The following is a 23,395-nucleotide window of genomic DNA, read 5'->3' as shown; positions in this document are numbered from 1 at the left end:
AATATGATAGGAGTGTAGCTCAATTGGTAGAGCGCCGGTCTCCAAAACCGGAGGTTGCGGGTTCGATACCTGTCGCTCCTGCCATTACAGGTAATAGGGCTTTTTACTAAAAATAACTTAATAAATATGTTTAAAGAGTATAAAATATATAAGTTTTTTGAACAAGTTAAACAAGAAGCTTATAAAGTAGTTTGGCCCACTAAAAAAGAGTTAACTGCTTCGACTTTAGTAGTCATAGTAGCAGTTTTTGTTTTTAGCCTAATTTGTTTAGTGCTCGATTATGGTATACATAATATAATACAAATTTTACTTAACATCGGTAAATAAGTTATCAAGGAATAAATTGTGGCAGAACAAAATATAGATGATATATTGTCAAATTCTGAAAAAGATACAAAAAAGTGGTATGTTATACATACTGCATCAGGAGCAGAAAATCGTATAAAACGAATGATGCTTGAGAGAATTAGCAAGCAGAAAATGTCAGATTTTTTTGATGATATATTAGTACCGGTTTTTGGTGTTTCCGAAGTTAAGCGTGGTAAAAACGTCAAGGTAGAAAAAAAATTAATGCCTAGTTATATTCTAATAAAAATGAATATGACAGATAAATCTTGGCATTTAGTAAAAAATATACCAGGAGTAACAGGCTTTTTAGGTAGTAAAACTACTCCAAAGGCTCTTACGGAAAGTGAAATACAGAATATTAGATTAGAAACCGAAGCTAAAGAAGCAAAAGATGCGAAATTATATGAAGTCGGCGAAATAGTAACTGTTACGGAAGGACCTTTTGAAACCTTTACAGGTACTGTAGAAGAAGTAGACCAAGAAAAAGCTAGATTAAAAGTTTCAGTATCAATATTTGGCAAAGCAACTCCGATAGAGTTAAGCTTTACCCAAGTAAAGAAAACCGACTAATGTAAATAGATTGTAAATAAATAGAATTATTATTTGATTATCTTTAAAGATAAAAAAGTTAAGGCTATAATTAAGAGAGAAAAGAAGGATATTCGTAAATGGCACAAAAAATAGAAAGTTATATTAATTTGATTGTACATGCTGGCGAAGCTACCCCTGCTCCTCCTATAGGACCAGCATTGGGGCAAAGAAAAGTTAATATTATGGAATTTTGTAAAGCTTTTAATGCTGCTACACAAGGTACAGAAAAAGGAACTCCTCTTCCAACTGTCATTACTGTATACGCAGATAAAAGTTTTACTTTTAGAGTTAAAACACCTCCAGCGTCGTATTATATAAAGAAATTTGCTAAAGTTAAAAAAGGTTCTAGTGCTACTAAAAAAGAAACTGTTGTAGCCAAGATCACCATGGAAGATTGTCGTGAGATCGCAAAGTTAAAAATGCCTGATCTAAATACAAAAGATATTAATGCAGCAACAAAGATTATTTGTGGTAGTGCAGCATCTATGGGAATTGAAGTTGTAGGGAATTAATTATTATGTCAAATAACAAAGATGTTGCTATAAAATCTAGCGGCGGTAAGAAAATAAGAGAAGCACGCGTTAAAGTAAGATCGGATAGTTTATGTAATTTAACAACTGCGGTTGAGAAATTAAAATCCGCTTCTTATGTTAAGTTTGATCCAACTTTAGAAATAGTTATGAAGCTTGGAATTGATCCAAGACACTCTGATCAAATGGTACGTGGTGTAGTGAATTTGCCAGCAGGTACAGGTAAAACTGTAAGAGTTGCCGTTATTTGTAAAGAAGAAAGAGAAGAAGAAGCTAAAGCTGCGGGTGCGGATTTAGTAGGTTCAAGCAATATTATTGATGAAATTAAAGCTGGTAAGATCAATTTTGATGTATGTATAGCTACCCCTGATATGATGGCAGTTATAGGTTCAGTTGCAAGAATTTTAGGACCAAAAGGTTTAATGCCTAATCCTAAACTTGGAACAGTGACACTAGATATTAAGGGTGCTGTTAAGAATGCTAAAAGTGGTCAAGTAGAATATAGAGCGGAAAAAGCAGGTATAATTCACGCAGGTCTTGGAAAATTATCTTTTTCAGATCAAGATTTATTAAAAAATTTGAAAGCGTTTATTGATGCAGTAATTAAAGCAAAACCTACTGGAGTGAAAGGAAGTTATTTAAAAGCAATATATTTATCTTCTACTATGGGTGCATCAGTACAAATAGATTTAGCTAGCATAGCATAAACTAAATTTATTACATTTGAATCTATATTCTTTAGCTACCTAACCTATTAATTTATGTAAAGCTTAGTATATATTAAACTCATTTGTACCAAATTTTATAAATATATCTTAAAGTAAAACTTCAAATATTGATCTAGATTTTTGTAAGTAGACTAATAAAGTATGAAAGAATAGTAATCTTAATAAATAATAAGTTATTAAGAAAAGTATAGAAACATCTTAAGTGTTGTAACAAGGAGAATTAATAAAGTGTTAAGATCAGAAAAACCGGAAGCTGTAGAAGAAATAGTAAGTATTTATAAAGATTCATCATCTGTAATCGTTGCTCATTATCACGGATTAACTGTTAGTGAAGTCAATTCACTTAGAGAGTCTCTTAAGTCTAAAGATGCAGGTTTTAAAGTTGTTAAAAATACTTTAGCAAAAATAGCAGCAAATAAAGCAGGTCTTGATGATATCGTAAGCTTATTTTCAGGTCCTACCGCTATTGTTTATTCTAAAGAGCCGGTTGAAATGGCAAAGTTAGTAGTTAATTTTGCTAAAAGCAATGAAAATCTTAAGATTGTTGGCGGTATAGTCGATAAACAAGTATTAAATGAACATTCAATAAAAGAACTTTCTAAGTTACCTTCATTAAATGAGCTTAGAAGTAAAATTGTTGGGTTATTACAAGCTCCGGCTACTAAGATTGCAGGTGTTTTACAAGCACCGTCTTCAAGCTTAGCCAGGGTGGTACAAGCAAATGCTAGTAAAAATTAATTCAGATAATAATATATAATAAGTAAAAAGGAAAAAATTATGGCAGATTTAGCTAAAATTGAAGAACAATTATCATCTTTAACATTAATGCAAGCAGCTGAGCTTGTAAAAATGTTAGAAGAAAAATGGGGTGTATCTGCAGCAGCACCTGTAGCTGTAGCAGCAGCTGCCGCTCCTGCTGCTGAAGCAGCTGCTGAAAAAACTGATTTTGAAGTAGTTTTAGCTTCTAGTGGTGATAAAAAAGTGGAAGTAATTAAAGTTGTAAAAGAAATTACTGGTCTTGGTTTAATTGAAGCTAAAAAATTAGTTGATGAAGCTCCAAAACCAATTAAAAGCAATGTGAAAAAAGCAGAAGCAGAAGAAATTAAAAGCAAATTAGAAGCTGCTGGAGCAAAAGTAGAATTAAAGTAATTTTATTTTTATAATAAATTTTTTACGTTAATATAAAATTTAAAATTGCTTATTAGAATTTTTAAAAGCCTTATTTTAGTAGTTAAATTTAAATAAGGCTTTTAGCTATTTTGTTAATGGATTACTTTTTCATAAAGCAATTTGTTAGTAATTTCTAGTAGTTAACGCTAAGTTAAACATTACCATTAAAAATTTTTATCAAAATTATATTCATTTAACAAAAATTTTAGTTAATGTATTTAAGTTATAAAAGTGTAGCACCATATTTACGTAACTTAAACCTTAAGCATTAAAATATATACACTTGCAAGTATTAATGATGCAGATTTTAAGATAAAAATTTAATCTTAAATTCGACTAAAAAGATTAAGGTTTTGACAAGAATTGTCCTTAATTAAATGAAGATTTACAGTAAATTATATTAAAAAAATTTACAGTATAAAAATTATAGCAAAAGCTACCTTAAGCTATTATTTCCTTGTTTTTATCAGTATTAAGACAGATTTTTAAAATCTTATCTTAATGCTTGCGTTAATAAAGTTTAATAATAAGTCTATTAAGTTTCTTTAACTGTTAACTTCAATGTTGATAGTTAATTTTTTATCAGTCAGGAGATTATATGGTTTCATTAAGGGATAATATTGAAGTACAACCCTTGTCACATAATAAAAGAGTAAGAAAAAATTTTGGTCATATAAATTTAGTAGCAGATATACCGAATTTGATTGAAATTCAAAAAAATTCATATGAAAAGAATTTTCTACAGCTAGATACAAAAGATTCCGAAAGAAAAAATAAAGGCTTACAATCTATATTAAATTCAATTTTTCCTATCTCTGATCCTTCTAATATAGCTAATTTAGAATTCGTTAAATATGAATTTGATACTCCAAAATATGATGTGGAAGAATGCACTCAAAGAAGCTTAAGCTATGATTCTGCTCTTAAGGTAACCTTAAGGTTAAGTATCTGGGATATAGATGAAGATACTGGTAGCCGAGAAATTAAAAGTATAAAAGAGCAGCAAGTATATATGGGTAATATCCCATTAATGACTAAAAATGGTACTTTTATCATTAATGGTACAGAAAGAGTAGTTGTATCGCAAATGCATCGCTCACCTGGGGTGTTCTTCTATCATGATGAGGGCAAAGTTCATTCTTCTAGAAAACTTTTATATTCTGCACGTGTTATTCCATATAGAGGGTCATGGCTTGATTTAGAGTTTGATGCTAAAGATATTATTTATTTTAGAATAGATAGAAAAAGAAAACTTTATGCTACTACTTTGCTTAAAGCAATAGGCATGAGTACAGAAGAAATTATAAAATTTTATTATGATTCAGTAAATTATAAAGCTGTTAAAAATAAGGGGTGGGCAGTTAAATTTATGCCTAGCCATATTACTGCACATAGATTAACAAGTGATTTAATAGATGCTGATACAGGAAATGTTTTGCTTAAAGCAGGACAAAAAATTACTCCTCGCCTAGCTAAAAAATATGCTGGAGAAGGACTTAATAATATTTTAGTATCTCATGAGGCTTTAACTGGTAAATATTTATCTGTGGATTTAAAAGATCCTGAAAGTGATGAAATATTAGCAAAAATCGGTGAAATGGTTACTGTTGAGTTACTTAGTGTAATTAGTGATCTTAAAATTAAAAATATTAGTGTATTAGTAATTAATCCTCAATCCGGTCCATATATCAGAAATACTTTATTTTCTGATAAGAATCAAGATCGTGAATCAGCATTATTTGATATTTTTAGAGTATTAAGACCAGGAGAGCCTGCTAATATTGAAGCTGCTGAAAGTTTATTTTATAATTTATTCTTTGACCCTGAAAGATATGATCTTTCAGAAGTAGGCCGAATAAAAATGAATTCAAGGTTAGAATTGAATATTTCTGATGAAACTACAATTTTAACTACAGATGATATAAAAAATATACTAAGAGTATTAGTAGAGCTTAAAGATGGCAAAGGGATTATAGATGATATTGATCACTTAGGTAACAGAAGGGTTAGATCGGTTGGTGAATTGATAGAAAATCAATTCAGAATAGGTCTTGTCCGGATGGAAAAGTCAGTGGTTGAAAGAATGTCGGCAGGTGATATTGATACAGTAATGCCTCACGATTTAGTGAATTCTAAGATTTTAGTCTCAGTAGTAAAGGAATTTTTTAGTACTTCGCAATTATCCCAATTTATGGATCAAACAAATCCATTATCTGAAATAACTCATAAAAGAAGATTATCAGCATTAGGTCCTGGTGGTCTTAGTCGTGATAGAGCCGGCTTTGAAGTGCGTGACGTGCACCCAACTCACTACGGTCGTATTTGTCCTATTGAAACACCTGAAGGTCAAAATATCGGATTAATTAACTCTATGGCAACTTATGCTAGAATAAATAAGCATGGTTTTATAGAAAGCCCATATAGAAAAGTCAAAGGCGGACATGTAACCGATGAAGTAGTATACCTTTCAGCTATTGAAGAAGGGAAGTATAAGATCGGTCAAGCAAATTCTAAGGTTGATAAAGACGGAGTATTGCAGGGCGAGTTTATTAATTGCCGAGTTGAAGGTGGCAATTTTGTAATGGTAGAGCCGCAAGAAGTGGACTTCATTGATGTAACGCCTATGCAGGTTGTATCTGTTGCAGCTTCCCTTATACCGTTCTTAGAAAATGATGATGCTAACCGTGCTTTGATGGGATCAAACATGCAAAGACAAGCGGTTCCTTTAATTAAAACTGATGCACCTTTTGTTGGTACAGGAGTTGAGGGTGTAGTAGCAAAAGATTCTGGAGCATCTGTACTTGCATTAAATGATGGTATAGTTGAGCAGGTAGATTCGAATAGAATTGTAATTAGAGCTATTGGTCAAAAAACCGAAAGTGCACCTTCAGTTGATATTTATAACTTATTAAAATTCCAAAAGTCTAACCATAATACTTGTATCAATCAAAAGCCTCTAGTTAAGGTAGGTCATTATGTTAAGAAGAATGATATTATAGCTGATGGACCTAGTACTGATAATGGTGAAATTGCTTTAGGTAGAAACGTTTTAGTCGCTTTCTTGCCTTGGAATGGATACAATTTTGAAGATTCAATTTTAATATCAGAGCGAATAGTAAAAGAAGACGTATTTACTTCTGTCCATATTGAAGAGTTTGAAGTAATAGCAAGAGATACTCGCCTTGGTCCTGAAGAAATTACGCGTGATATACCTAATGTAAGTGAAGAAGCACTTCGTCATCTTGATGAGGTCGGAATAATTTATGTAGGTGCAGAAGTAAAAGCAGGTGATATTTTAGTAGGGAAAGTAACGCCGAAAAGTGAATCACCTATTACTCCTGAGGAAAAATTACTGAGAGCCATTTTTGGAGAAAAAGCTTTTGATGTGAAAGATTCATCTCTGCATGTTCCTTCTGGAGTTAGTGGGACAGTAGTAGAGGTAAGAGTGTTTTCTCGTCGAGGTGTTGAAAAAGATCAGCGTGCTATTGCTATCGAAAAGCAGCAAATTGAAAAACTAGCAAAAGATCGTGATGATGAGTTAGAAATTATCGAGCATTTTGTATTCCGTTGGCTTGAAAAGCTTTTAGTAGGGCAGGTAAGCATTAATGGTCCTAAGACAGTGAAAGCTGGACAAACTATTATAAGCGAAACCTTAAAAGGTTTATCTAAAGGACAGCTTTGGCAGCTTACTGTTGAAGATGCAAATGTAATGAACGAAATAGAACAGCTCAAAAGTCATTATGATGGTAAGAAAGAAGCTCTTAATAAAAGGTTTGCTACTAAAGTAGAAAAATTACAAAGTGGAGATGATTTACCTCAAGGTGCTTTAAAAGTTGTAAAAGTATTTATTGCAACTAAGCATAAATTACAGCCTGGTGATAAGATGGCAGGAAGACACGGAAATAAAGGTGTTATTTCACGTATTGTGCCAGAAGAGGATATGCCATTCTTAGAAGATGGAACTGTAGTTGATATTGTTCTCAATCCTTTAGGTCTTCCTTCTCGTATGAATATAGGGCAGGTGCTTGAAACTCATCTTGGTTGGGCATCGGTGAATCTAGCAAAAAAAATAGCAGGTTTAGTAGAAGAACATAAAACTAAACATGCAAGTATTGAGAAGATTAAGAAGTTTTTAATCGAGCTATATGGTGAGAATATTAATCATATACTTGAAAAATCTGAAGAGGAAATTATTTCATTCTGTAATGAAGCTGCTAAGGGAGTATATTTTGCAACTCCAGTATTTGATGGTGCAAAGGTTGAAGACGTTAAGGATATGCTAAGGCTTGCAGGTCAAGATCTTTCAGGGCAAGTAAAGTTAATTGATGGTAGAACTGGTGAGTATTTTGATCGCTTAGTAACTGTAGGGCAAAAATATTTATTAAAGCTACATCACTTAGTAGATAATAAAATTCATTCTCGTTCTATAGGTCCTTATAGTTTAGTGACTCAACAACCTCTTGGAGGAAAATCGCATTTTGGTGGTCAGCGTTTTGGGGAAATGGAATGCTGGGCATTACAAGCATATGGAGCTGCTTATACGTTACAAGAAATGTTAACTGTTAAATCAGATGACGTAAATGGTAGAATTAAGATTTATGACTCTATAGTGCGTGGTGAAAATAATTTTGAATCTGGTATCCCTGAGTCATTTAATGTGATGATAAAAGAATTTAGATCTTTATGTCTTAATGTAAAACTTGAAGTGACTTCTTAAGGATTATTGAATAAAAATATTAAAATTTTCTTTTAGGAGGAGCAAGTAGTGCTGCTTTTAAAAGAAAAGAAGTATACTCACACAATGACTCTAATAAAGAAGTAAAATGCAGATACTTCAAAAGTTGGAAGTCAAATAAGCGGTAAAGCAAAGCGTAGAAAACTACGTGAGCAAAACTAAGTACCAAAATCTTGAAGCATCAAGGTATATAAGAGCAATTTTAAGGAAAAAGTATTTATGAGTGTAGTAAATTTTTACGGACAATTAAGTAATACTCAACAATTTGATCAGATAAGAATTAATATAGCAAGTCCAGAACAAGTGCGTTCATGGTCTTTCGGTGAAGTAATAAAACCTGAAACTATTAATTATCGTACTTTTAAACCTGAGAAAGATGGTTTATTTTGTGCAAGAATTTTTGGTCCAGTAAAAGATTATGAATGTCTTTGCGGCAAGTATAAGCGAATGAAAAATCGTGGTATTACTTGTGAAAAGTGCGGTGTTGAGGTTACTGTTTCTAGAGTAAGACGTGAAAGAATGGGGCATATAGAACTTGCGGCTCCCGTTGCCCATATTTGGTTTCTAAAGTCTCTTCCTTCAAGAATTAGTACGCTTCTTGATATGACGATGCGAGATATAGAAAAAATTCTTTATTTTGAAAATTATGTGGTAGTTGATCCTGGATTATCTATTCTACAAAAAGGTGAGCTTTTAACTGAAGAAGAGCTGCAAAAAGCAAAGGATAAATACGGGGAAGATGCATTTACTGCGTCTATTGGTGCAGAAGTAGTACAACAAATGCTAAAAGAGCTTGATTTCTCAACATTAAAGCAAGAGCTGTACGAAGAACTACAAAACACGACTTCAGAAGTAAAAAAGAAAAAGTTAGTAAAGCGTTTAAAATTAGTAGAAGACTTTTTAGAATCTGAAAACAAGCCAGAATGGATGATTATGAACGTATTGCCGGTCATGCCTCCTGAACTTAGACCGCTTGTTATGTTAGATGGTGGAAGATTCGCTACTTCAGATCTTAATGAACTTTATAGAAGAGTAATTAATAGAAATAATCGTCTAAAGAAGCTTATAGAGTCGAAAGCACCTGATATAATTGTTAGAAATGAAAAAAGAATGCTGCAAGAAGCAGTGGACGCGTTATTTGATAACGGACGCCGCGGTAGAGCAGCAAAAAATGCTAATAAGCGTCCATTTAAGTCATTAAGTGATATGCTGAAAGGTAAGCAAGGTCGTTTCCGTCAAAACTTACTTGGTAAAAGGGTGGACTACTCAGGACGTTCAGTTATCGTAGTAGGACCTGAGCTTAAACTTCATCAGTGTGGTTTACCTAAAAAAATGGCTTTAGAATTATTTAAGCCGTTCATTTATTCAAAGCTTGAGTTATATGGTATTGCTACAACTATTAAAGCAGCTAAAAGAATGGTTGAGGCTGAAAAGCCTGAAGTTTGGGATGCACTTGAAGAAGTTATAAGAGAACACCCTGTGTTACTTAACAGAGCTCCGACATTGCACCGCCTTGGCATTCAAGCATTTGAGCCGTTATTAATCGAAGGTAAGGCAATACAGCTTCATCCGCTCGTTTGTGCTGCTTTCAATGCGGACTTTGACGGGGATCAAATGGCTGTACATATTCCTTTATCGATTGAAGCCCAGCTTGAAGCTAGGGTATTTATGATGTCTACTAATAATATCTTAAGCCCTGCTAATGGACGTCCTATTATTGTACCAGATAAAGATATAGTACTCGGCTTATATTATTTAACGCTTGCTTTTGATCATGAGGTAGGCGAGGGTATGATGTTCTCAGACTTAACTGAAATGGAGCATGCTTTATATAACAAATTTATAACGATTCATACTAAGATAAAATATCGTCGTAATCAGTTAAATGCCGAGGGCAAAATAGTTCCTGTAATAGTTGATACTACTTATGGAAGATTAATGGTTGGTGAGTTATTGCCTTCTAATCCTAATATAGAATATAAGTTTATTAATAAGCCTTTAACTAAAAAAGATATCTCTTTAGTAATAGATTTAGTCTATCGTCACTGCGGTCAAAAAGCTACAGTAATTTTTGCTGATCAGCTGATGAAACTTGGCTTTAAATATGCTTGTTCTTCAGGTATTTCTTTTGGTATGGATGATATGGTTGTACCAAAATCTAAAATTGTTCATATTGATGAAACACAGCTTGAGATCAAGGAATTTGAGCAGCAATATTCAAATGGTTTAATTACTTACGGCGAAAAATATAACAAAGTAATTGATGCATGGTCAAGATGTACTGATAGAGTAGCTAATGACATGATGAAAGAAATTGCTAAACCACCTGTTAGTGATGATTCAAATCAACAAAAGATAAACTCCATCTATATGATGGCTATTTCAGGTGCTAGAGGGTCTTTCCAGCAAATCAAACAGCTTGGTGGTATGCGTGGGCTTATGACTAAATCAAATGGTCAAATTATACCAACGCCTATTATCGCTAACTTTAAGGAAGGGCTAACTGTATTTGAGTGCTTTAACTCCGCTAATGGAATGCGTAAAGGACAAATAGATACGGCTTTAAAAACCGCAAGCTCAGGTTACTTAACAAGAAAATTAGTAGATGTTGCACAAGATTGTATTATTACTGAAAAAGATTGTAACACCGATAAGGGTATTGAAGTAAAGAGTATTATAGAAGGTGGTGAAGTAATAGTGCCTTTAGCTGAAATGATTTTAGGTCGTACAGCAGCTATTAATATATATCATCCAGTAACTAATGATTTAATCCTCACCAAAGGTGAATTAATTAATGAATCTAAATTAGAGCAAATTGAATCTGCAGGTTTAGATAGAATTATGATTAAGTCGGTACTAACCTGTGAAAGTTCCACCGGTATATGTGCTATATGCTATGGTAGAGACCTTGCTACCGGTTCGTTAGTTTCCGAAGGGGAAGCTATAGGGGTGATCGCTGCTCAATCTATTGGTGAGCCAGGTACACAGCTTACAATGAGAACTTTCCACATCGGAGGAGCGGCAACAAAAGGAGCTGAAGTATCTTCTGTAGAAGCCTCGTATGATGCAAAAGTAAAAATTCTTAGCCGTAACGTGGTTATTAATTCCGAAGAACGAAAAATTGTTATGAGCCGTAACTGTGAGTTATTATTACTTGATAATAACGGCAATGAAAAAGCTCGTAGTAAAATCCCATATGGTGCTAGATTACTTGTTGATGAGGGTGATATGGTTACTAAGACGCAGAAGCTTGCAGAATGGGATCCATATACCATACCTATTATTACTGAAAAATCTGGTAAAGTATTATTTAAAGATATGGTTGAGGGAATTTCGGTACGTGATGTAACTGATGAGGCAACTGGTATTCCAAGTAAAGTTATCATTGAATCAAAACAATATTCACGTGGAGCAGAACTAAGACCAAGAATCCAGCTTCTTGGCGCCAAAGGTGAAATTATCATGTTATCAAATGGTTTAGAAGCAAGATATTACTTACCAGTTGGAGCGGTTTTAAGTGTAGAAGAAGGGGTACAAATATCAGTAGGTGATATAATTGCACGTATTCCGAAAGAGTCAACTACTACTAAGGATATTACCGGTGGTTTACCAAGAGTAGCCGAGCTTTTCGAAGCAAGACGTCCAAAAGATCACGCAGTGATTGCTGAGATAGATGGTCGAGTAGAGTTTGGTAAAGATTATAAATCTAAAAGACGTATTATTATACACCCAGTTGATGGTTCGATGGGTCTTGAGTATATGGTGCCAAAAGGTAAGCATGTTGTGATTAATGAGGGAGGCTTTGTTAAGAAAGGTGATTTATTAATTGATGGTAATCCAGTACTTCAGGATATTTTAAAAGTGATGGGGGTAGAGCTTCTTGCAAGCTATATTGTTAAAGAGGTTCAGGCTGTTTATCGTCTACAAGGTGTAAAAATTGATGATAAGCACATAGAAGTAATTATTCGTCAGATGTTACAGAAAGTAGAAATAACAGACTCAGGCGGCACTACATTATTAGTAGGTGAGAAGATAGATCGACGTGAATTTGACGAAATAAATGAAAAAGCAATTAAGAATGGTTTAAGAGCTGCTGATGCTCAGTTAATATTACAAGGTATTACTAAGTCTTCTCTGCAAACTAGATCATTTATATCTGCTGCATCGTTCCAAGAAACCACTAGGGTTTTAACTGAAGCTGCTATTGCTGGTAAAGTTGATAAGCTAAGAGGACTTAAGGAAAATGTTATAGTTGGGCGTTTAGTACCTGCAGGAACAGGCTTCTTTATGGACAAAATGCGTAAAGTAGCAGCAAAGCTTGATGAAGAAAATGCATAAGATTTGTGCGTAACTTACAGCAATCTCATAAGGAAGTATATCCCTGAGATTGCTTCGTCAAAACTTAGTAATGACGTTTAAAATCTATGAAGAACTCGGCCGCAAGCGACCGAGTTTCAAAACAGGTTAAACTGCTTTGTTTCTTTTTCAATTTTATCCATTGCGTTTATTTGATTTCGTACATATTCACGAATTACCTCATCATTAACGTTACCTACAGTTTCTACAAAAAAACTTTGCGTCCAAAGTTTACCACCCCAAAAATATTTACGCTTTATTTTTGGATAAAGCTTGAAAAAATTTCTTGCAGATATGCTTTTTATTATTTGCATAATATACGACGGAGAAACTTTTGGCTCAGATTTTACTACCATATGAATATGATCAGTAGGTATCTCTAACTCCACTATTTCTATATTATAATCGTAACCAATCTTCTTTATTATTAACCTTAAGCTTTCTCTATAAGGTTCAATAAACACTTTATGACGATATTTTGGTATCCACACAAAGTGATACATTATTCTAAAAACATGATGACTATTACGCCTCAATTCCATTCTACTAAATTATAATATGCCAACGCTTATATTATAACGCTATCCATCTAGGGAGCAAGCTCCCTAGATTTTCGCTATGCGGTTAAATATATGCATCTTAGATTAATAGTTTTTATAATTTTTTGTGTATTTATTCTACCTAAGTTGTAGTAATAAAAAGATTTATAAGAATTCAAATTCATTTCAAGGGATAGTAATTAAAGGCAAGCAAGAAGCAAGGAAGCTAGATATTCCAACTGCTAATATTTCTATAGTTCCTTATAGTATTCAATAGGGTGTATATAGTTGTAGGGTACTTGTTAAAGAAAAACAATATAAAGCTATGTTGTCATTGCTAAAGTAAAAGGGACCAGTAAATTGCACGAAAAAGGGACCAGAGAATTTGGTGTAACCTAATAAGGTTATAATGTGCAATATTCACTAGATAATTAATTAAAATAAATATCTAGTGATACAATGATAAGAATAAATATGTACACAACAATTATCACCCTTTATAAGCAAGGCAATAGTCAAAGAAATATTGCCAAACTAACGAGAATAGACCGTAAAACAGTAAGAAAAATAGTAAACCGTTATGTAGAGTCTGGTACAGAATCTCCTGCACCCTATGAACGATCTTCAGCACTGGATTCTTGGCACGAACAAATAATTGAGTTATTAGAAAAGAATCTAAGTTACATAAGAATTTTTGAAGAGTTAAAAATTCAAGGTTATACAAAAAGTTATGGTTCGCTAACCCGTTATATCAAAAAATATAAGATACAAAATAACAGTTGCATTCGTTTTCATACTTTAGCAGGAGAGGAAGCACAAGTAGATTTTGGTGACATAGGCTTACAGTATAATTCTAAGGGGCGTAGAGTTAAAGCATATGTATTTAATATGCGTTTAAGTTATAGTCGCCTTGATTATTATGAAGTAGTGTTTGATCAAAGTTGTCAAACATGGATACAATGTCATATCAATGCATTTAATTATTTTGCTGGCAGTCCAAAAGTAATAAAACTTGATAATCTTAAAGCTGGAGTGGTAGATAGCAATTTCTATGAGCCCGTATATCAGAAGGAATACAAACGTTTAGCTGATCATTATGGAATTTTACTTTCTCCTTGTCGTGTATATCAACCTCAAGAAAAAGGCAAAGTAGAATCAGGAATAAAGTATGTCAAAAATAATTTTTTTGCTGGACGTAAATTTCATAGATATGAAGAATTAACACATGATCTTGCTAACTGGTTAAATAAAGCAAATAACCGAATACATGGTACTACTAAAAAAATTCCTCAGGAACTATTTGAGCAAGAAGAAAGTAATAATTTAATGCCTTTACCATTAGAAACGTTTGATTTGTCATCGTGGCATAATCGAAAAGTAGCAAAAGATTGTCATATCACCATAGATAATAATTATTATTCCGTACCGGCAAAATATATATACAGTGAGGTACTGGTACAATTATCACCAAAACTTGTTCAAATATTTTCTATCCAAAATGATTTAATAGCAAGGCACGTTAGAACAGATGGCAAAGGAATATTTACCACTAATCCGTCTCATTATGCCAAATATAAACGTCTATGCCCAGGTTTTATAGAATATAGTGAACATTATCAACAACAAATGCAGCAGATAGGAAATAATTGCAGTTTATTATTAGAGTTATTACAACAAACACGAGTAAATGATTGGCAACGTTGTGCTAGAGGTATTATTTCTTTACGTAAGGTTTACAATGATGAGTTAATAGATAAAGCTTGTCATAGAGCATTACATTACGGTATAAGTTCTTACTCTAAAATTAAAAATATCTTAAATAGTAATGCAGTAAACTTACCATTGCCAGAGTTTGGAGGTCAGAATGCAGAACTTGCTTAATGACCTACGTAGTTTTAGATTATCAGGTATAGTCAATAGCTTAAATGAAAGGATTATTTATGCTCAAAATAATAAACTAGGATTTAAAGAATTTCTCTCACTATTATGTGAAGATGAAAAATCTCACCGTAAGGATAATAATTACCGTCGTCGTAAAAGTGCTGCTAAATTACCAGTCACTAAAAATTTAGAAGACTTTGATTTTCAGTTCCAACCAAGTATTGATGCCAAAGTAATAAGTGATTTATCTACTTGTGATTATATTAATACTAAGGGCAATGTCATATTCATAGGTAATTCTGGAACTGGCAAAACTCATCTTGCTATTGGATTAGCATTAAAAGCTTTAACACGAGAATACTCTGTATATTTTACTACGGTATCGGATATGCTTTATAATTTACATATTGCAAGAGCAGATAATAGCTATCACAAAAAAGTTAAATTACTCTTATCATTTGACTTATTAATTCTTGATGAGTTAGGTTTTAAGCAATTACCAAAACATTCAGTAGATGATTTTTTTAATATTATTGCTAAACGATATGAAAATAAATCTACCATTATTACCACAAACAAGGATTTTGAAAGATGGAATGAAATATTTGCTGATGAGTTATTAACTCATGCAATTATTGATCGAGTAGTACATCATGCACATATACTAAACATCACAGGTAAAAGTTATCGTATTAATAACTATAAATTTGGAGGTCATTTGACATAAAAATTTTTACATATAGTGGTCCCTTTTTCGTGCAATTTACTGGTCCCTTTTTATTTGACAATGACAATGTGTTATTATGATCTAGAAAGATCTAACATTTTAGAAGCTTATATATTCAACTTTAATGAAGATTTATATAATCAAACAATAAATATATATTTGAAAAATTTTATACGTAAACCGGTTAAAAACATTTCTTTTGAAGAAATAAAACTATTAATCTCTTAGGGTTTAATTCCCCGAAGGTCTGCTTCGTGATATACTAGATGCATGGAAGAAAGCAGTTATATACATAAAAGTCATAATGTCACAGTACTAATATATCATTTAGTAACGCGAGTTTCGAATTAATATAGCATAGGATTTAGCATATCAAGAGAGATGTAATAGAAGGTTTATTATCAGACATTTGATAATTTATCAGTGCTGCAACCATATGCACAAAGGCATTTGTAACTGATCTATGCCTTGAATGCTCAAACTTCCCCAATAGTTTAATTTTACTAAACACAGATTCTATTAATGCTCTTTTAAGCAATAATATTTTATCCAACATAGACATAAGTTTATTTTTCATATTTTTCTTTACCCTAGTTACCATAAAAATTCCTTGCTCTAAAAGTTGTTGAAATAATTGTTGTGAAATATAACCACGATCTCCGAATACTTTACCAAAAAGATTTTTGATCATCAGTTCCAGCTGTTTTCTATCATCCTTATTGCCAGGGCTAAAAGATGCTTTAACTATACCACCGGCTCTATTAATTATTAGATGTAGTTTAAGTCCATAGAACCAACCTTTTGTTGTCTTACTGCGTGCTGCTATGCCGGCGAACACTTTATTCATTGAAATACGGTATCTCTTACATACCTCTATACTACTTGAATCTACAAAAGAAAGGCCATCACACTGATCCAAAATAGAATTGAATATCAGTACTAATAGTGGTAAATGTGGACCTATTATTTTTATAAATTGACTATAGCTTACTAATTGAAAATCTCTTTGATGATAAATCCATATTTGCTTCAGATAATAATTCTTAAAACAATCATAAGATGACTGCCAGTAGCCTATTATAATTGTTATTACCTCACTTCTGTTAAGTCGACTTTTAGGACCAGATTTGTTGTTATGGTTAGTAATTGAATTTGTATGCTTGTCTAATTCTTGAAAAAAATCATCGACGTAACAAAATATTTCTGTAAAATCCATTATCATAGGTTATTGCTCTTAAAGTTTTTTCAATAACCTATAAACTTTTTTCTTATACTATAAATACCATATTTTAATTAGCAATTTGTATTTTGTACTCACTTTATAACAAAAACAGTATTATCAATATCCCCGTAACCCACTGTTTATCAGCTATACAGCGACTTTTTGAATACGAAACTCGCGTTTAGTAATACCGGCAAAGTATAGAAGAGTAATATTCAATGAGGAACTAGACGATTATTTATGTAAAATTTGTGAGGACATAGAAGCTCGTTATGAAATTAGATTTTTGGAAATAGGAGTAGATAAAGAACATGTACATTTTTTACTACAGTCAATACCAATGTATAGCCCAACAAAAATAACTCAAATCATAAAAAGTATTACATCTAAGGAAATGTTTAAGAAATATCCAAATCTTAAAGAAAAATTATGGGGAAGTGAGTTTTGGAGTAAAGGATATTTTATGAGCACAGTAGGTAAACATGGTGATGAGCGGAAATTACGTAATTATGTAAAAAATCAAGGTTCAGACAAACCTTCTTATAAAGCATTTCAACAAAAACAGTTAAAACTTTTTGGATAGATACCTCGTAGCTCTGCTGCGAGGAGTATCATTTAAAAAAGATATAGAATCTTGTTACAATCAGGAGTTTCGCACTTAGGAAAATTGCATATCAGTTAGAAGCCATCTAATGTTATTCTGAATTGATGTTTTTATAACTTCCCAAGTTTGTTGATATAAAGTAATTTTTTCATTTATCCTCCTTTTGTTCATATCAAGCCATGCCAATACAGCAAGGCAAATATGATTTCTTTGAGCTCGACCCGTGCGTGCCTGACAGCTTTCAATACCACAAGTTTGTTTTAATTCTCGATGATAAACTTCTATAGACCAACGTGCCTTAACAATTTTCTCTATTTGCTCACGTGTAGGGTTTTCTAAATTAGTTGTTATGTAATCAATGCGACCATTTTTTGCCACAAACTTAAATACCGTTACCCAACCGTATCCACGTAGATGAATTTTTAGCCCTTCATCGGGAATCTCCAAAGTGTCCAAGCTAACATTACGATTAACTTTTCTATTTCTTCTTAGGTTAGTAACCCATATCCAACCTAAATTACGTATATGTTTTAAATTATCCAAACCACTATACCAAGCATCCATGACTATGGCATCAGGATTGATACCTCTTTCTTTAGCTAAAGTAAGCATATCACAAAAATGCTCGTTCTTTGTTTTGCCATCAGTTTCTTTATCATATATTCTATAATCTACAGGAGTAGATTGATCAATTTGAGTATTGTAATGCAGTAAGTTTACCATTCCTATACCAGGTATAACATCATGTACAGCCCCAGAATATTGATACTTTACAAGCTCGATCCTCTTACTGTATTGCTTTGACAATAAGGTGTCATCTCCTACTAATAAACAAGGCTCCTCTAGATCAAGATATTTTGACACTTTGCTATAGATTTCGCTAGGGCGAAAATCTTTACTCTTTAACCATCGACTTGCACTATCGTGCGATAGATCTACTGGGCTTACTTCAGATAATGCTTTGCCAGTATATCTTACACTACTTGCTTGTAAAAACGATTGATATAAATCTTTGCTACATTTTGATCTTGTCATTTTTATCTAAAACTATTTTTCTCTAGATTACCATATTCTTTGCTAAGAGCCTATCTTGAAAGACGAATATGCTCATTAAATAGTACTGCAACATATTACTTTAGCACTGTTTGATGTATCAAAAAATTTACAATTTTTAGCAAAATTACTGCTTTTTTATACAAATTGTAAACTGCTTGCTATGAATTAGTGTATTGTTTTTGTTCTCAATACACTTTCAAGACAGGCTCTAAGTGCGAAACTCCTGACAATGACTAAAGACAGTATTACCCGCACTTTTCATGACGGGTAACACTTTAGTAATTATTTTCCTTTTTCTACACCTGGTTTACAGAGTAGTTTACCTAAGCATAAAAATGAATATATTCCACAAAAACCAATAATTATATAAAGTAACTTAACAACAATTGGAAAAGAACCGAATAAAAGTGTTACTAAGTTAAAATTGAATAATCCAATTAGTCCCCAATTTATAGCACCTATAGAGGCACCGTCAAGTTAAGAGAGATGTAAATTAAGTATTGAGCAAATGCATGGAATAATTTATAGAATAGCAGTAACCATTTATCTCTAAATTTCACCATTATGCGTATTACTCAAGCTCCGAAGAGACATCGTTTTCCAGCAAGCATCATTAGCCATGCAGTATGGTTATATCATCGTTTTAATAGTAGCTACCGAGATGTTCAAGAACAGATGGCATATCGAGGTATTATTTTGAGTCATGAGACAGTAAGATTTTGGTGCAATAAATTTGCAGTTTATTTTCAAGATGTTATCAGAAGGAGAGAGCGGAAGCCAACTGATAAATGGCATTAAGATAAAATGAACATTAAGAATGATACTCCTCGCAGCAGAGCTACGAGGTATAGCTTAATGCGATAAGATAGTGACTTAGAGTATGAGTTAGATTATACTAAATGAAAAACTTATGGCAAAGGCATATTCATACGATTTAAGAATACGAGTAATAAAAAGTTTAACAGATGGTAAAACAATAAAAGAGACTTCTGAGATATACTCTATTAGTAGGAAGACTATAATAGAATGGAAAAAATTAAAGAAACAAACCGGCGATATCAAAGCAAAGAGTGGTTATCATACAGGACATCGTAGAATAATAAACGCGAGTTTCGAATTAATATAGCATAGGATTTAGCATATCAAGAGAGATGTAATAGAAGGTTTATTATCAGACATTTGATAATTTATCAGTGCTGCAACCATATGCACAAAGGCATTTGTAACTGATCTATGCCTTGAATGCTCAAACTTCCCCAATAGTTTAATTTTACTAAACACAGATTCTATTAATGCTCTTTTAAGCAATAATATTTTATCCAACATAGACATAAGTTTATTTTTCATATTTTTCTTTACCCTAGTTACCATAAAAATTCCTTGCTCTAAAAGTTGTTGAAATAATTGTTGTGAAATATAACCACGATCTCCGAATACTTTACCAAAAAGATTTTTGATCATCAGTTCCAGCTGTTTTCTATCATCCTTATTGCCAGGGCTAAAAGATGCTTTAACTATACCACCGGCTCTATTAATTATTAGATGTAGTTTAAGTCCATAGAACCAACCTTTTGTTGTCTTACTGCGTGCTGCTATGCCGGCGAACACTTTATTCATTGAAATACGGTATCTCTTACATACCTCTATACTACTTGAATCTACAAAAGAAAGGCCATCACACTGATCCAAAATAGAATTAAATATCAGTACTAATAGTGGTAAATGTGGACCTATTATTTTTATAAATTGACTATAGCTTACTAATTGAAAATCTCTTTGATGATAAATCCATATTTGCTTCAGATAATAATTCTTAAAACAATCATAAGATGACTGCCAGTAGCCTATTATAATTGTTATTACCTCACTTCTGTTAAGTCGACTTTTAGGACCAGATTTGTTGTTATGGTTAGTAATTGAATTTGTATGCTTGTCTAATTCTTGAAAAAAATCATCGACGTAATAAAATATTTCTGTAAAATCCATTATCATAGGTTATTGCTCTTAAAGTTTTTTCAATAACCTATAAACTTTTTTCTTATACTATAAATACCATATTTTAATTAGCAATTTGTATTTTGTACTCACTTTATAACAAAAACAGTATTATCAATATCCCCGTAACCCACTGTTTATCAGCTATACAGCGACTTTTTGAATACGAAACTCGCGTTAATAAGAGACATAGAGGGATTTAAAAAATTTATAGAATTAAATTTTGATAAAACCACCATGGAACTAGCTAACAACTGGAGTCAAAAAGTATCTGCAAGTACGATATCAAGATTGCTTAATAAATTAGGTTATAGTTATAAAAAAAACTTTTCTTCATCCCAAAAGAGATGTTGGTCTAAGGAATGAGTTTATATTGAAACTAAAAACTATAGACAAACAAGATTTAGTATTTATCGATGAATCTGGGATAGAAGATAATAGCTGTAGAGAACACGGGTGGAGCATTATCGGTCAAAGATGTTATGGTGAAAGGGTCTATCAACATAAATCACTGATTAGTATGATTGCTGGGGTGTCTGCCAAAGATATTATTGCCCCAATAATATTTGATGGGACATGTAATAAGGACATTTTTGAAACTTATGTACAAGAGATATTGATCAAAGAGTTAAAGCCTGGTCAGATAGTAGTAATGGATAATATTAATTTTCATAAAAGTACAAAAGTGAAAACGTTAATTGAATCTTTTGGTTGCAGTATTTTATTTTTACCAACTTACTCTCCTGATTTAAATTCTTACTATTACCCACAATTATAAAATGCTGCTAGAGTATTCACTGATCATTTTAAATAAGAAGGATAGGCGATATGCAAGATATAGTAACATACGGGATAAATATATCAAGCACTGGTTGGTTAGAGAATGAGCTCAGGCATGTTGACTTTAAAGATAAAAGACTTATAAATCGGCTTATTAAAACCAGTAACTTACTTGATAGCAAAGCATCCGGCACAATAAATCAAAGTTGCAGATCCTGGAAAGATGCGAAGGGAGCTTACAGACTATTTAGCAATGATAAGTTTGATATAGATGAAGTCTATTCTTCGCATCATGTGGAAACACAAAATAGAATCCAAGGCAAAAATTTAGTGTTTGCAATTCAGGATACAACTTACCTGGATTATGACACTCATATTAAGACAAAAGGGCTAGGCAGTATCTCCAAAGCTTATACAAAGCACAAACAGGGTCTTATTATGCATAGTACTATTATAGTGACGCCAGGAGGTCTGCCTTTAGGCCTTACCTCTCAGCAATGTTGGGCACGTATCGCAAGGGAAGAGGATCAGAAGGAAAAAGCAAGGCGTAAGTATATCACTCACATCAAAGATAAAGAAAGCTATAAATGGATTAACGCGTTTGAGGAAACAATTGCCAATATTCCTGAAAATACTAGAGTTATTACGGTTGGAGATAGAGAAGCAGATATCTTTGATTTGTTATGGAAAATTGAAGAATCAGCTGCAGAATTTGTAATTCGCAACAGACAGGATAGGAAATTTATTTGCCCGGAAAATGGTAAAACAAAAATACAAACGAAAATAAGTAAGCTACAGTCCAAGAAAGAGATTAGACTGAAAATCCCAGGCAATGGACTTCATAAAGCAAGAAAAGCAAATGTTGAAATTAAATACACATATGGGCACATACCAATTAGGTCTGTATCTTTATATGGCCCTGAAAATACTGATCACAAAATCAGTGACAAATTAGCTGTTTATGTTGTAAGCGCTAAAGAAATTAATGCCCCTGTTGGAGTAGAGGCAATCGATTGGACTATACTGACCAACATCCCCGTGAGTAGCTTTGAAGATGCTGTTGAGCGTATAACTTGGTATAAGCTAAGATGGAAAATAGAAGAATATTTTAGAGTTCTGAAATCAGGATGCAAGATAGAAGCCTCTCGCTTATCTGCCGAAACAAAGCTACAAAAATTAATTGCCATAAAAAGCCTCATTGCTTTTAAAATTTTATATTTATCAAAAATAGCCTCAACTTGTCCTGAAGAGAGCTGCGATAGCATACTTACCACCCAAGAATGGAAAACGCTTTATATGCGCGTGCACAGAACAAATAATACTCCTGGCAAGCCTCCAAATATAAAAGAAGCTATTATTTTGCTTGGTAAATTAGGAGGCTTTATGGCAAGAAAGAGTGATGGGTTGCCCGGAGCAATGTCTTTATGGCGGGGATATGAAATCCTTCAAGAGAGCGTAATGATGCTATCAATTGTTAGTGGTAAAATTTGTGGGTAATAGTAAGATTTAAATTCTATTGAGCATTACTGGTTTAAAATCAAGAACGAAATAAGAAAAACTGTTTCTAATTTTGAGCACTTTTTTGATGCGGTTTACTATGCTCTTAAAAAAGTCACTACCTTATCGCATTAAGCTATATCTATCCAAAAAGTTTTAACTGTTTTTGTTGAAATGCTTTATAAGAAGGTTTGCCTGAACCTTGATTTTTTACATAATTACGTAATTTCCGCTCATCACCATGTTTACCTACTGTGCTCATAAAATATCCTTTACTCCAAAACTCACTTCCCCATAATTTTTCTTTAAGATTTGGATATTTCTTAAACATTTCCTTAGATGTAATACTTTTTATGATTTGAGTTATTTTTGTTGGGCTATACATTAGTATTGACTGTAGTAAAAAATGTACATGTTCTTTATCTACTCCTATTTCCAAAAATCTAATTTCATAACGAGCTTCTATGTCCTCACAAATTTTACATAAATAATCGTCTAGTTCCTCTTTGAATATTACTCTTCTATACTTTGCCGGTGTTACTAAATGATATATTAGTACTGTGACATTATCACTTTTATGTATATAACTGCTTTCTTCCATGCATCTAGTATATCACGAAGCAGACCTTCGGGGAA

22 protein-coding genes, 1 tRNA gene and 1 pseudogene are annotated in these 23,395 nt (G+C 32.6%); 18 read left to right on the top strand and 6 right to left on the bottom strand.

What is annotated here, in order from left to right:
• Nucleotides 1-8 precede the first annotated feature (8 nt).
• From ACOAL3_RS01140 to rpoC, 9 genes are all read left to right on the top strand, one after another.
• Nucleotides 9-84, top strand: a tRNA-Trp gene (locus ACOAL3_RS01140).
• 42 nt (nt 85-126) lie between these two features.
• Nucleotides 127-327, top strand: coding sequence for a preprotein translocase subunit SecE (secE, locus tag ACOAL3_RS01135; protein WP_011477818.1), 201 nt, complete (start codon nt 127-129; stop codon nt 325-327).
• Between the two features lie 18 nt (nt 328-345).
• The gene (gene nusG, locus ACOAL3_RS01130) at nt 346-918 is read left to right on the top strand and encodes a transcription termination/antitermination protein NusG (protein ID WP_395476664.1); all 573 of its coding nucleotides are present in this window, start codon (nt 346-348) and stop codon (nt 916-918) included.
• Between the two features lie 98 nt (nt 919-1,016).
• Nucleotides 1,017-1,451, top strand: coding sequence for a 50S ribosomal protein L11 (rplK, locus tag ACOAL3_RS01125; RefSeq protein WP_419235170.1), 435 nt, complete (start codon nt 1,017-1,019; stop codon nt 1,449-1,451).
• Nucleotides 1,452-1,456: 5 nt separating this feature from the next.
• Nucleotides 1,457-2,176: a 50S ribosomal protein L1 gene (gene rplA, locus ACOAL3_RS01120; protein ID WP_395476662.1), complete on the top strand. Its 720-nt coding sequence runs from the start codon at nt 1,457-1,459 to the stop codon at nt 2,174-2,176.
• A 249-nt stretch (nt 2,177-2,425) separates the two neighbouring features.
• On the top strand, nt 2,426-2,935 hold the full coding sequence (rplJ, locus tag ACOAL3_RS01115; protein WP_419235169.1) for a 50S ribosomal protein L10: 510 nt from the start codon (nt 2,426-2,428) through the stop codon (nt 2,933-2,935).
• Nucleotides 2,936-2,974: 39 nt separating this feature from the next.
• On the top strand, nt 2,975-3,346 hold the full coding sequence (gene rplL / locus ACOAL3_RS01110; RefSeq protein ID WP_011477813.1) for a 50S ribosomal protein L7/L12: 372 nt from the start codon (nt 2,975-2,977) through the stop codon (nt 3,344-3,346).
• A 619-nt stretch (nt 3,347-3,965) separates the two neighbouring features.
• The gene (gene rpoB / locus ACOAL3_RS01105) at nt 3,966-8,084 is read left to right on the top strand and encodes a DNA-directed RNA polymerase subunit beta (protein WP_419235168.1); all 4,119 of its coding nucleotides are present in this window, start codon (nt 3,966-3,968) and stop codon (nt 8,082-8,084) included.
• Nucleotides 8,085-8,321: 237 nt separating this feature from the next.
• Complete coding sequence (rpoC, locus tag ACOAL3_RS01100; RefSeq protein WP_395476659.1) at nt 8,322-12,440, top strand: DNA-directed RNA polymerase subunit beta'; 4,119 nt, start codon at nt 8,322-8,324, stop codon at nt 12,438-12,440.
• 116 nt (nt 12,441-12,556) lie between these two features.
• On the opposite strand, the gene tnpA (ACOAL3_RS01095) is transcribed toward rpoC, so the two are convergent.
• Nucleotides 12,557-12,961 (bottom strand): IS200/IS605 family transposase, encoded by a 405-nt coding sequence (gene tnpA / locus ACOAL3_RS01095; protein WP_419234538.1) that lies wholly within the window; start codon nt 12,959-12,961, stop codon nt 12,557-12,559.
• Between the two features lie 163 nt (nt 12,962-13,124).
• Here tnpA (ACOAL3_RS01095) and ACOAL3_RS01090 point away from each other — a divergent pair, with 163 nt between their 5' ends.
• From ACOAL3_RS01090 to ACOAL3_RS01075, 4 genes are all read left to right on the top strand, one after another.
• Nucleotides 13,125-13,274: a riboflavin kinase gene (locus ACOAL3_RS01090; RefSeq protein ID WP_419235167.1), complete on the top strand. Its 150-nt coding sequence runs from the start codon at nt 13,125-13,127 to the stop codon at nt 13,272-13,274.
• Between the two features lie 197 nt (nt 13,275-13,471).
• Nucleotides 13,472-14,878, top strand: coding sequence for an IS21 family transposase (istA, locus tag ACOAL3_RS01085; RefSeq protein ID WP_419234561.1), 1,407 nt, complete (start codon nt 13,472-13,474; stop codon nt 14,876-14,878).
• The gene (istB, locus tag ACOAL3_RS01080) at nt 14,862-15,605 is read left to right on the top strand and encodes an IS21-like element helper ATPase IstB (RefSeq protein ID WP_419234522.1); all 744 of its coding nucleotides are present in this window, start codon (nt 14,862-14,864) and stop codon (nt 15,603-15,605) included. The genes istA and istB overlap by 17 nt, the downstream gene beginning before the upstream one ends.
• A gap of 60 nt (nt 15,606-15,665) precedes the next feature.
• A complete protein-coding gene (locus tag ACOAL3_RS01075; protein WP_419235166.1) occupies nt 15,666-15,833 on the top strand; it encodes a riboflavin kinase in 168 nt (55 codons plus the stop codon).
• A gap of 136 nt (nt 15,834-15,969) precedes the next feature.
• Here the strand turns inward: ACOAL3_RS01075 and ACOAL3_RS01070 are convergent, their stop codons facing one another.
• Nucleotides 15,970-16,827 carry an IS982 family transposase gene (locus ACOAL3_RS01070; protein ID WP_419234519.1) on the bottom strand — a complete coding sequence of 286 codons (858 nt, stop codon included), beginning with the start codon at nt 16,825-16,827 and terminating at the stop codon, nt 15,970-15,972.
• A gap of 166 nt (nt 16,828-16,993) precedes the next feature.
• Between ACOAL3_RS01070 and tnpA (ACOAL3_RS01065) the strand changes: the two genes are divergently transcribed.
• On the top strand, nt 16,994-17,410 hold the full coding sequence (gene tnpA, locus ACOAL3_RS01065) for an IS200/IS605 family transposase (protein ID WP_419235593.1): 417 nt from the start codon (nt 16,994-16,996) through the stop codon (nt 17,408-17,410).
• Between the two features lie 75 nt (nt 17,411-17,485).
• Here tnpA (ACOAL3_RS01065) and ACOAL3_RS01060 read toward each other — a convergent pair whose 3' ends face one another.
• A complete protein-coding gene (locus ACOAL3_RS01060; RefSeq protein WP_419234551.1) occupies nt 17,486-18,466 on the bottom strand; it encodes an IS701 family transposase in 981 nt (326 codons plus the stop codon).
• Nucleotides 18,467-18,769: 303 nt separating this feature from the next.
• Nucleotides 18,770-18,949 carry a DUF378 domain-containing protein gene (locus ACOAL3_RS01055; protein WP_419235594.1) on the bottom strand — a complete coding sequence of 60 codons (180 nt, stop codon included), beginning with the start codon at nt 18,947-18,949 and terminating at the stop codon, nt 18,770-18,772.
• A gap of 102 nt (nt 18,950-19,051) precedes the next feature.
• On the opposite strand from ACOAL3_RS01055, the gene ACOAL3_RS01050 reads away from it, so the two are divergent.
• Together ACOAL3_RS01050 and ACOAL3_RS01045 are read left to right on the top strand one after the other, a co-directional pair.
• Complete coding sequence (locus ACOAL3_RS01050) at nt 19,052-19,285, top strand: hypothetical protein (RefSeq protein WP_419235165.1); 234 nt, start codon at nt 19,052-19,054, stop codon at nt 19,283-19,285.
• 112 nt (nt 19,286-19,397) lie between these two features.
• Complete coding sequence (locus ACOAL3_RS01045) at nt 19,398-19,613, top strand: IS630 transposase-related protein (protein WP_419235164.1); 216 nt, start codon at nt 19,398-19,400, stop codon at nt 19,611-19,613.
• 8 nt (nt 19,614-19,621) lie between these two features.
• Here ACOAL3_RS01045 and ACOAL3_RS01040 read toward each other — a convergent pair whose 3' ends face one another.
• Nucleotides 19,622-20,479, bottom strand: coding sequence for an IS982 family transposase (locus ACOAL3_RS01040; protein WP_419235163.1), 858 nt, complete (start codon nt 20,477-20,479; stop codon nt 19,622-19,624).
• A gap of 189 nt (nt 20,480-20,668) precedes the next feature.
• Here ACOAL3_RS01040 and ACOAL3_RS01035 point away from each other — a divergent pair.
• A pseudogene (locus ACOAL3_RS01035) lies at nt 20,669-21,236 on the top strand (IS630 family transposase); the annotation flags it as partial.
• 74 nt (nt 21,237-21,310) lie between these two features.
• Entirely contained in the window at nt 21,311-22,759 is a 1,449-nt protein-coding gene (locus tag ACOAL3_RS01030; protein ID WP_419234585.1) for an IS4 family transposase, read from the top strand.
• A gap of 142 nt (nt 22,760-22,901) precedes the next feature.
• Here the strand turns inward: ACOAL3_RS01030 and tnpA (ACOAL3_RS01025) are convergent, their stop codons facing one another.
• Nucleotides 22,902-23,360, bottom strand: a complete 459-nt coding sequence (gene tnpA, locus ACOAL3_RS01025; protein ID WP_419234569.1) for an IS200/IS605 family transposase — start codon at nt 23,358-23,360, stop codon at nt 22,902-22,904.
• Between the last annotated feature and the right edge of the window lie 35 nt (nt 23,361-23,395).

It is taken from the genome of Rickettsia endosymbiont of Nabis limbatus, from assembly GCF_965196655.1.
In the GTDB taxonomy this organism is placed as follows: domain Bacteria; phylum Pseudomonadota; class Alphaproteobacteria; order Rickettsiales; family Rickettsiaceae; genus Rickettsia.
This window is presented reverse-complemented; position numbering and strand designations above follow the sequence as displayed.

Coding starts and splice junctions, on each gene's coding strand:
- secE (WP_011477818.1), top strand. CDS start 127: ATGTTTAAAGAGTATAAAATATATAAGTTTTTTGAACAAGTTAAACAA.
- rplK (WP_419235170.1), top strand. CDS start 1,017: ATGGCACAAAAAATAGAAAGTTATATTAATTTGATTGTACATGCTGGC.
- rplA (WP_395476662.1), top strand. CDS start 1,457: ATGTCAAATAACAAAGATGTTGCTATAAAATCTAGCGGCGGTAAGAAA.
- rplL (WP_011477813.1), top strand. CDS start 2,975: ATGGCAGATTTAGCTAAAATTGAAGAACAATTATCATCTTTAACATTA.
- rpoB (WP_419235168.1), top strand. CDS start 3,966: ATGGTTTCATTAAGGGATAATATTGAAGTACAACCCTTGTCACATAAT.
- rpoC (WP_395476659.1), top strand. CDS start 8,322: ATGAGTGTAGTAAATTTTTACGGACAATTAAGTAATACTCAACAATTT.
- tnpA (WP_419234538.1), bottom strand. CDS start 12,961: ATGTATCACTTTGTGTGGATACCAAAATATCGTCATAAAGTGTTTATT.
- istA (WP_419234561.1), top strand. CDS start 13,472: ATGTACACAACAATTATCACCCTTTATAAGCAAGGCAATAGTCAAAGA.
- istB (WP_419234522.1), top strand. CDS start 14,862: ATGCAGAACTTGCTTAATGACCTACGTAGTTTTAGATTATCAGGTATA.
- ACOAL3_RS01075 (WP_419235166.1), top strand. CDS start 15,666: ATGACAATGTGTTATTATGATCTAGAAAGATCTAACATTTTAGAAGCT.
- ACOAL3_RS01070 (WP_419234519.1), bottom strand. CDS start 16,827: ATGATAATGGATTTTACAGAAATATTTTGTTACGTCGATGATTTTTTT.
- ACOAL3_RS01060 (WP_419234551.1), bottom strand. CDS start 18,466: ATGACAAGATCAAAATGTAGCAAAGATTTATATCAATCGTTTTTACAA.
- ACOAL3_RS01050 (WP_419235165.1), top strand. CDS start 19,052: ATGCGTATTACTCAAGCTCCGAAGAGACATCGTTTTCCAGCAAGCATC.
- ACOAL3_RS01045 (WP_419235164.1), top strand. CDS start 19,398: ATGGCAAAGGCATATTCATACGATTTAAGAATACGAGTAATAAAAAGT.
- ACOAL3_RS01040 (WP_419235163.1), bottom strand. CDS start 20,479: ATGATAATGGATTTTACAGAAATATTTTATTACGTCGATGATTTTTTT.
- ACOAL3_RS01030 (WP_419234585.1), top strand. CDS start 21,311: ATGCAAGATATAGTAACATACGGGATAAATATATCAAGCACTGGTTGG.
- tnpA (WP_419234569.1), bottom strand. CDS start 23,360: ATGGAAGAAAGCAGTTATATACATAAAAGTGATAATGTCACAGTACTA.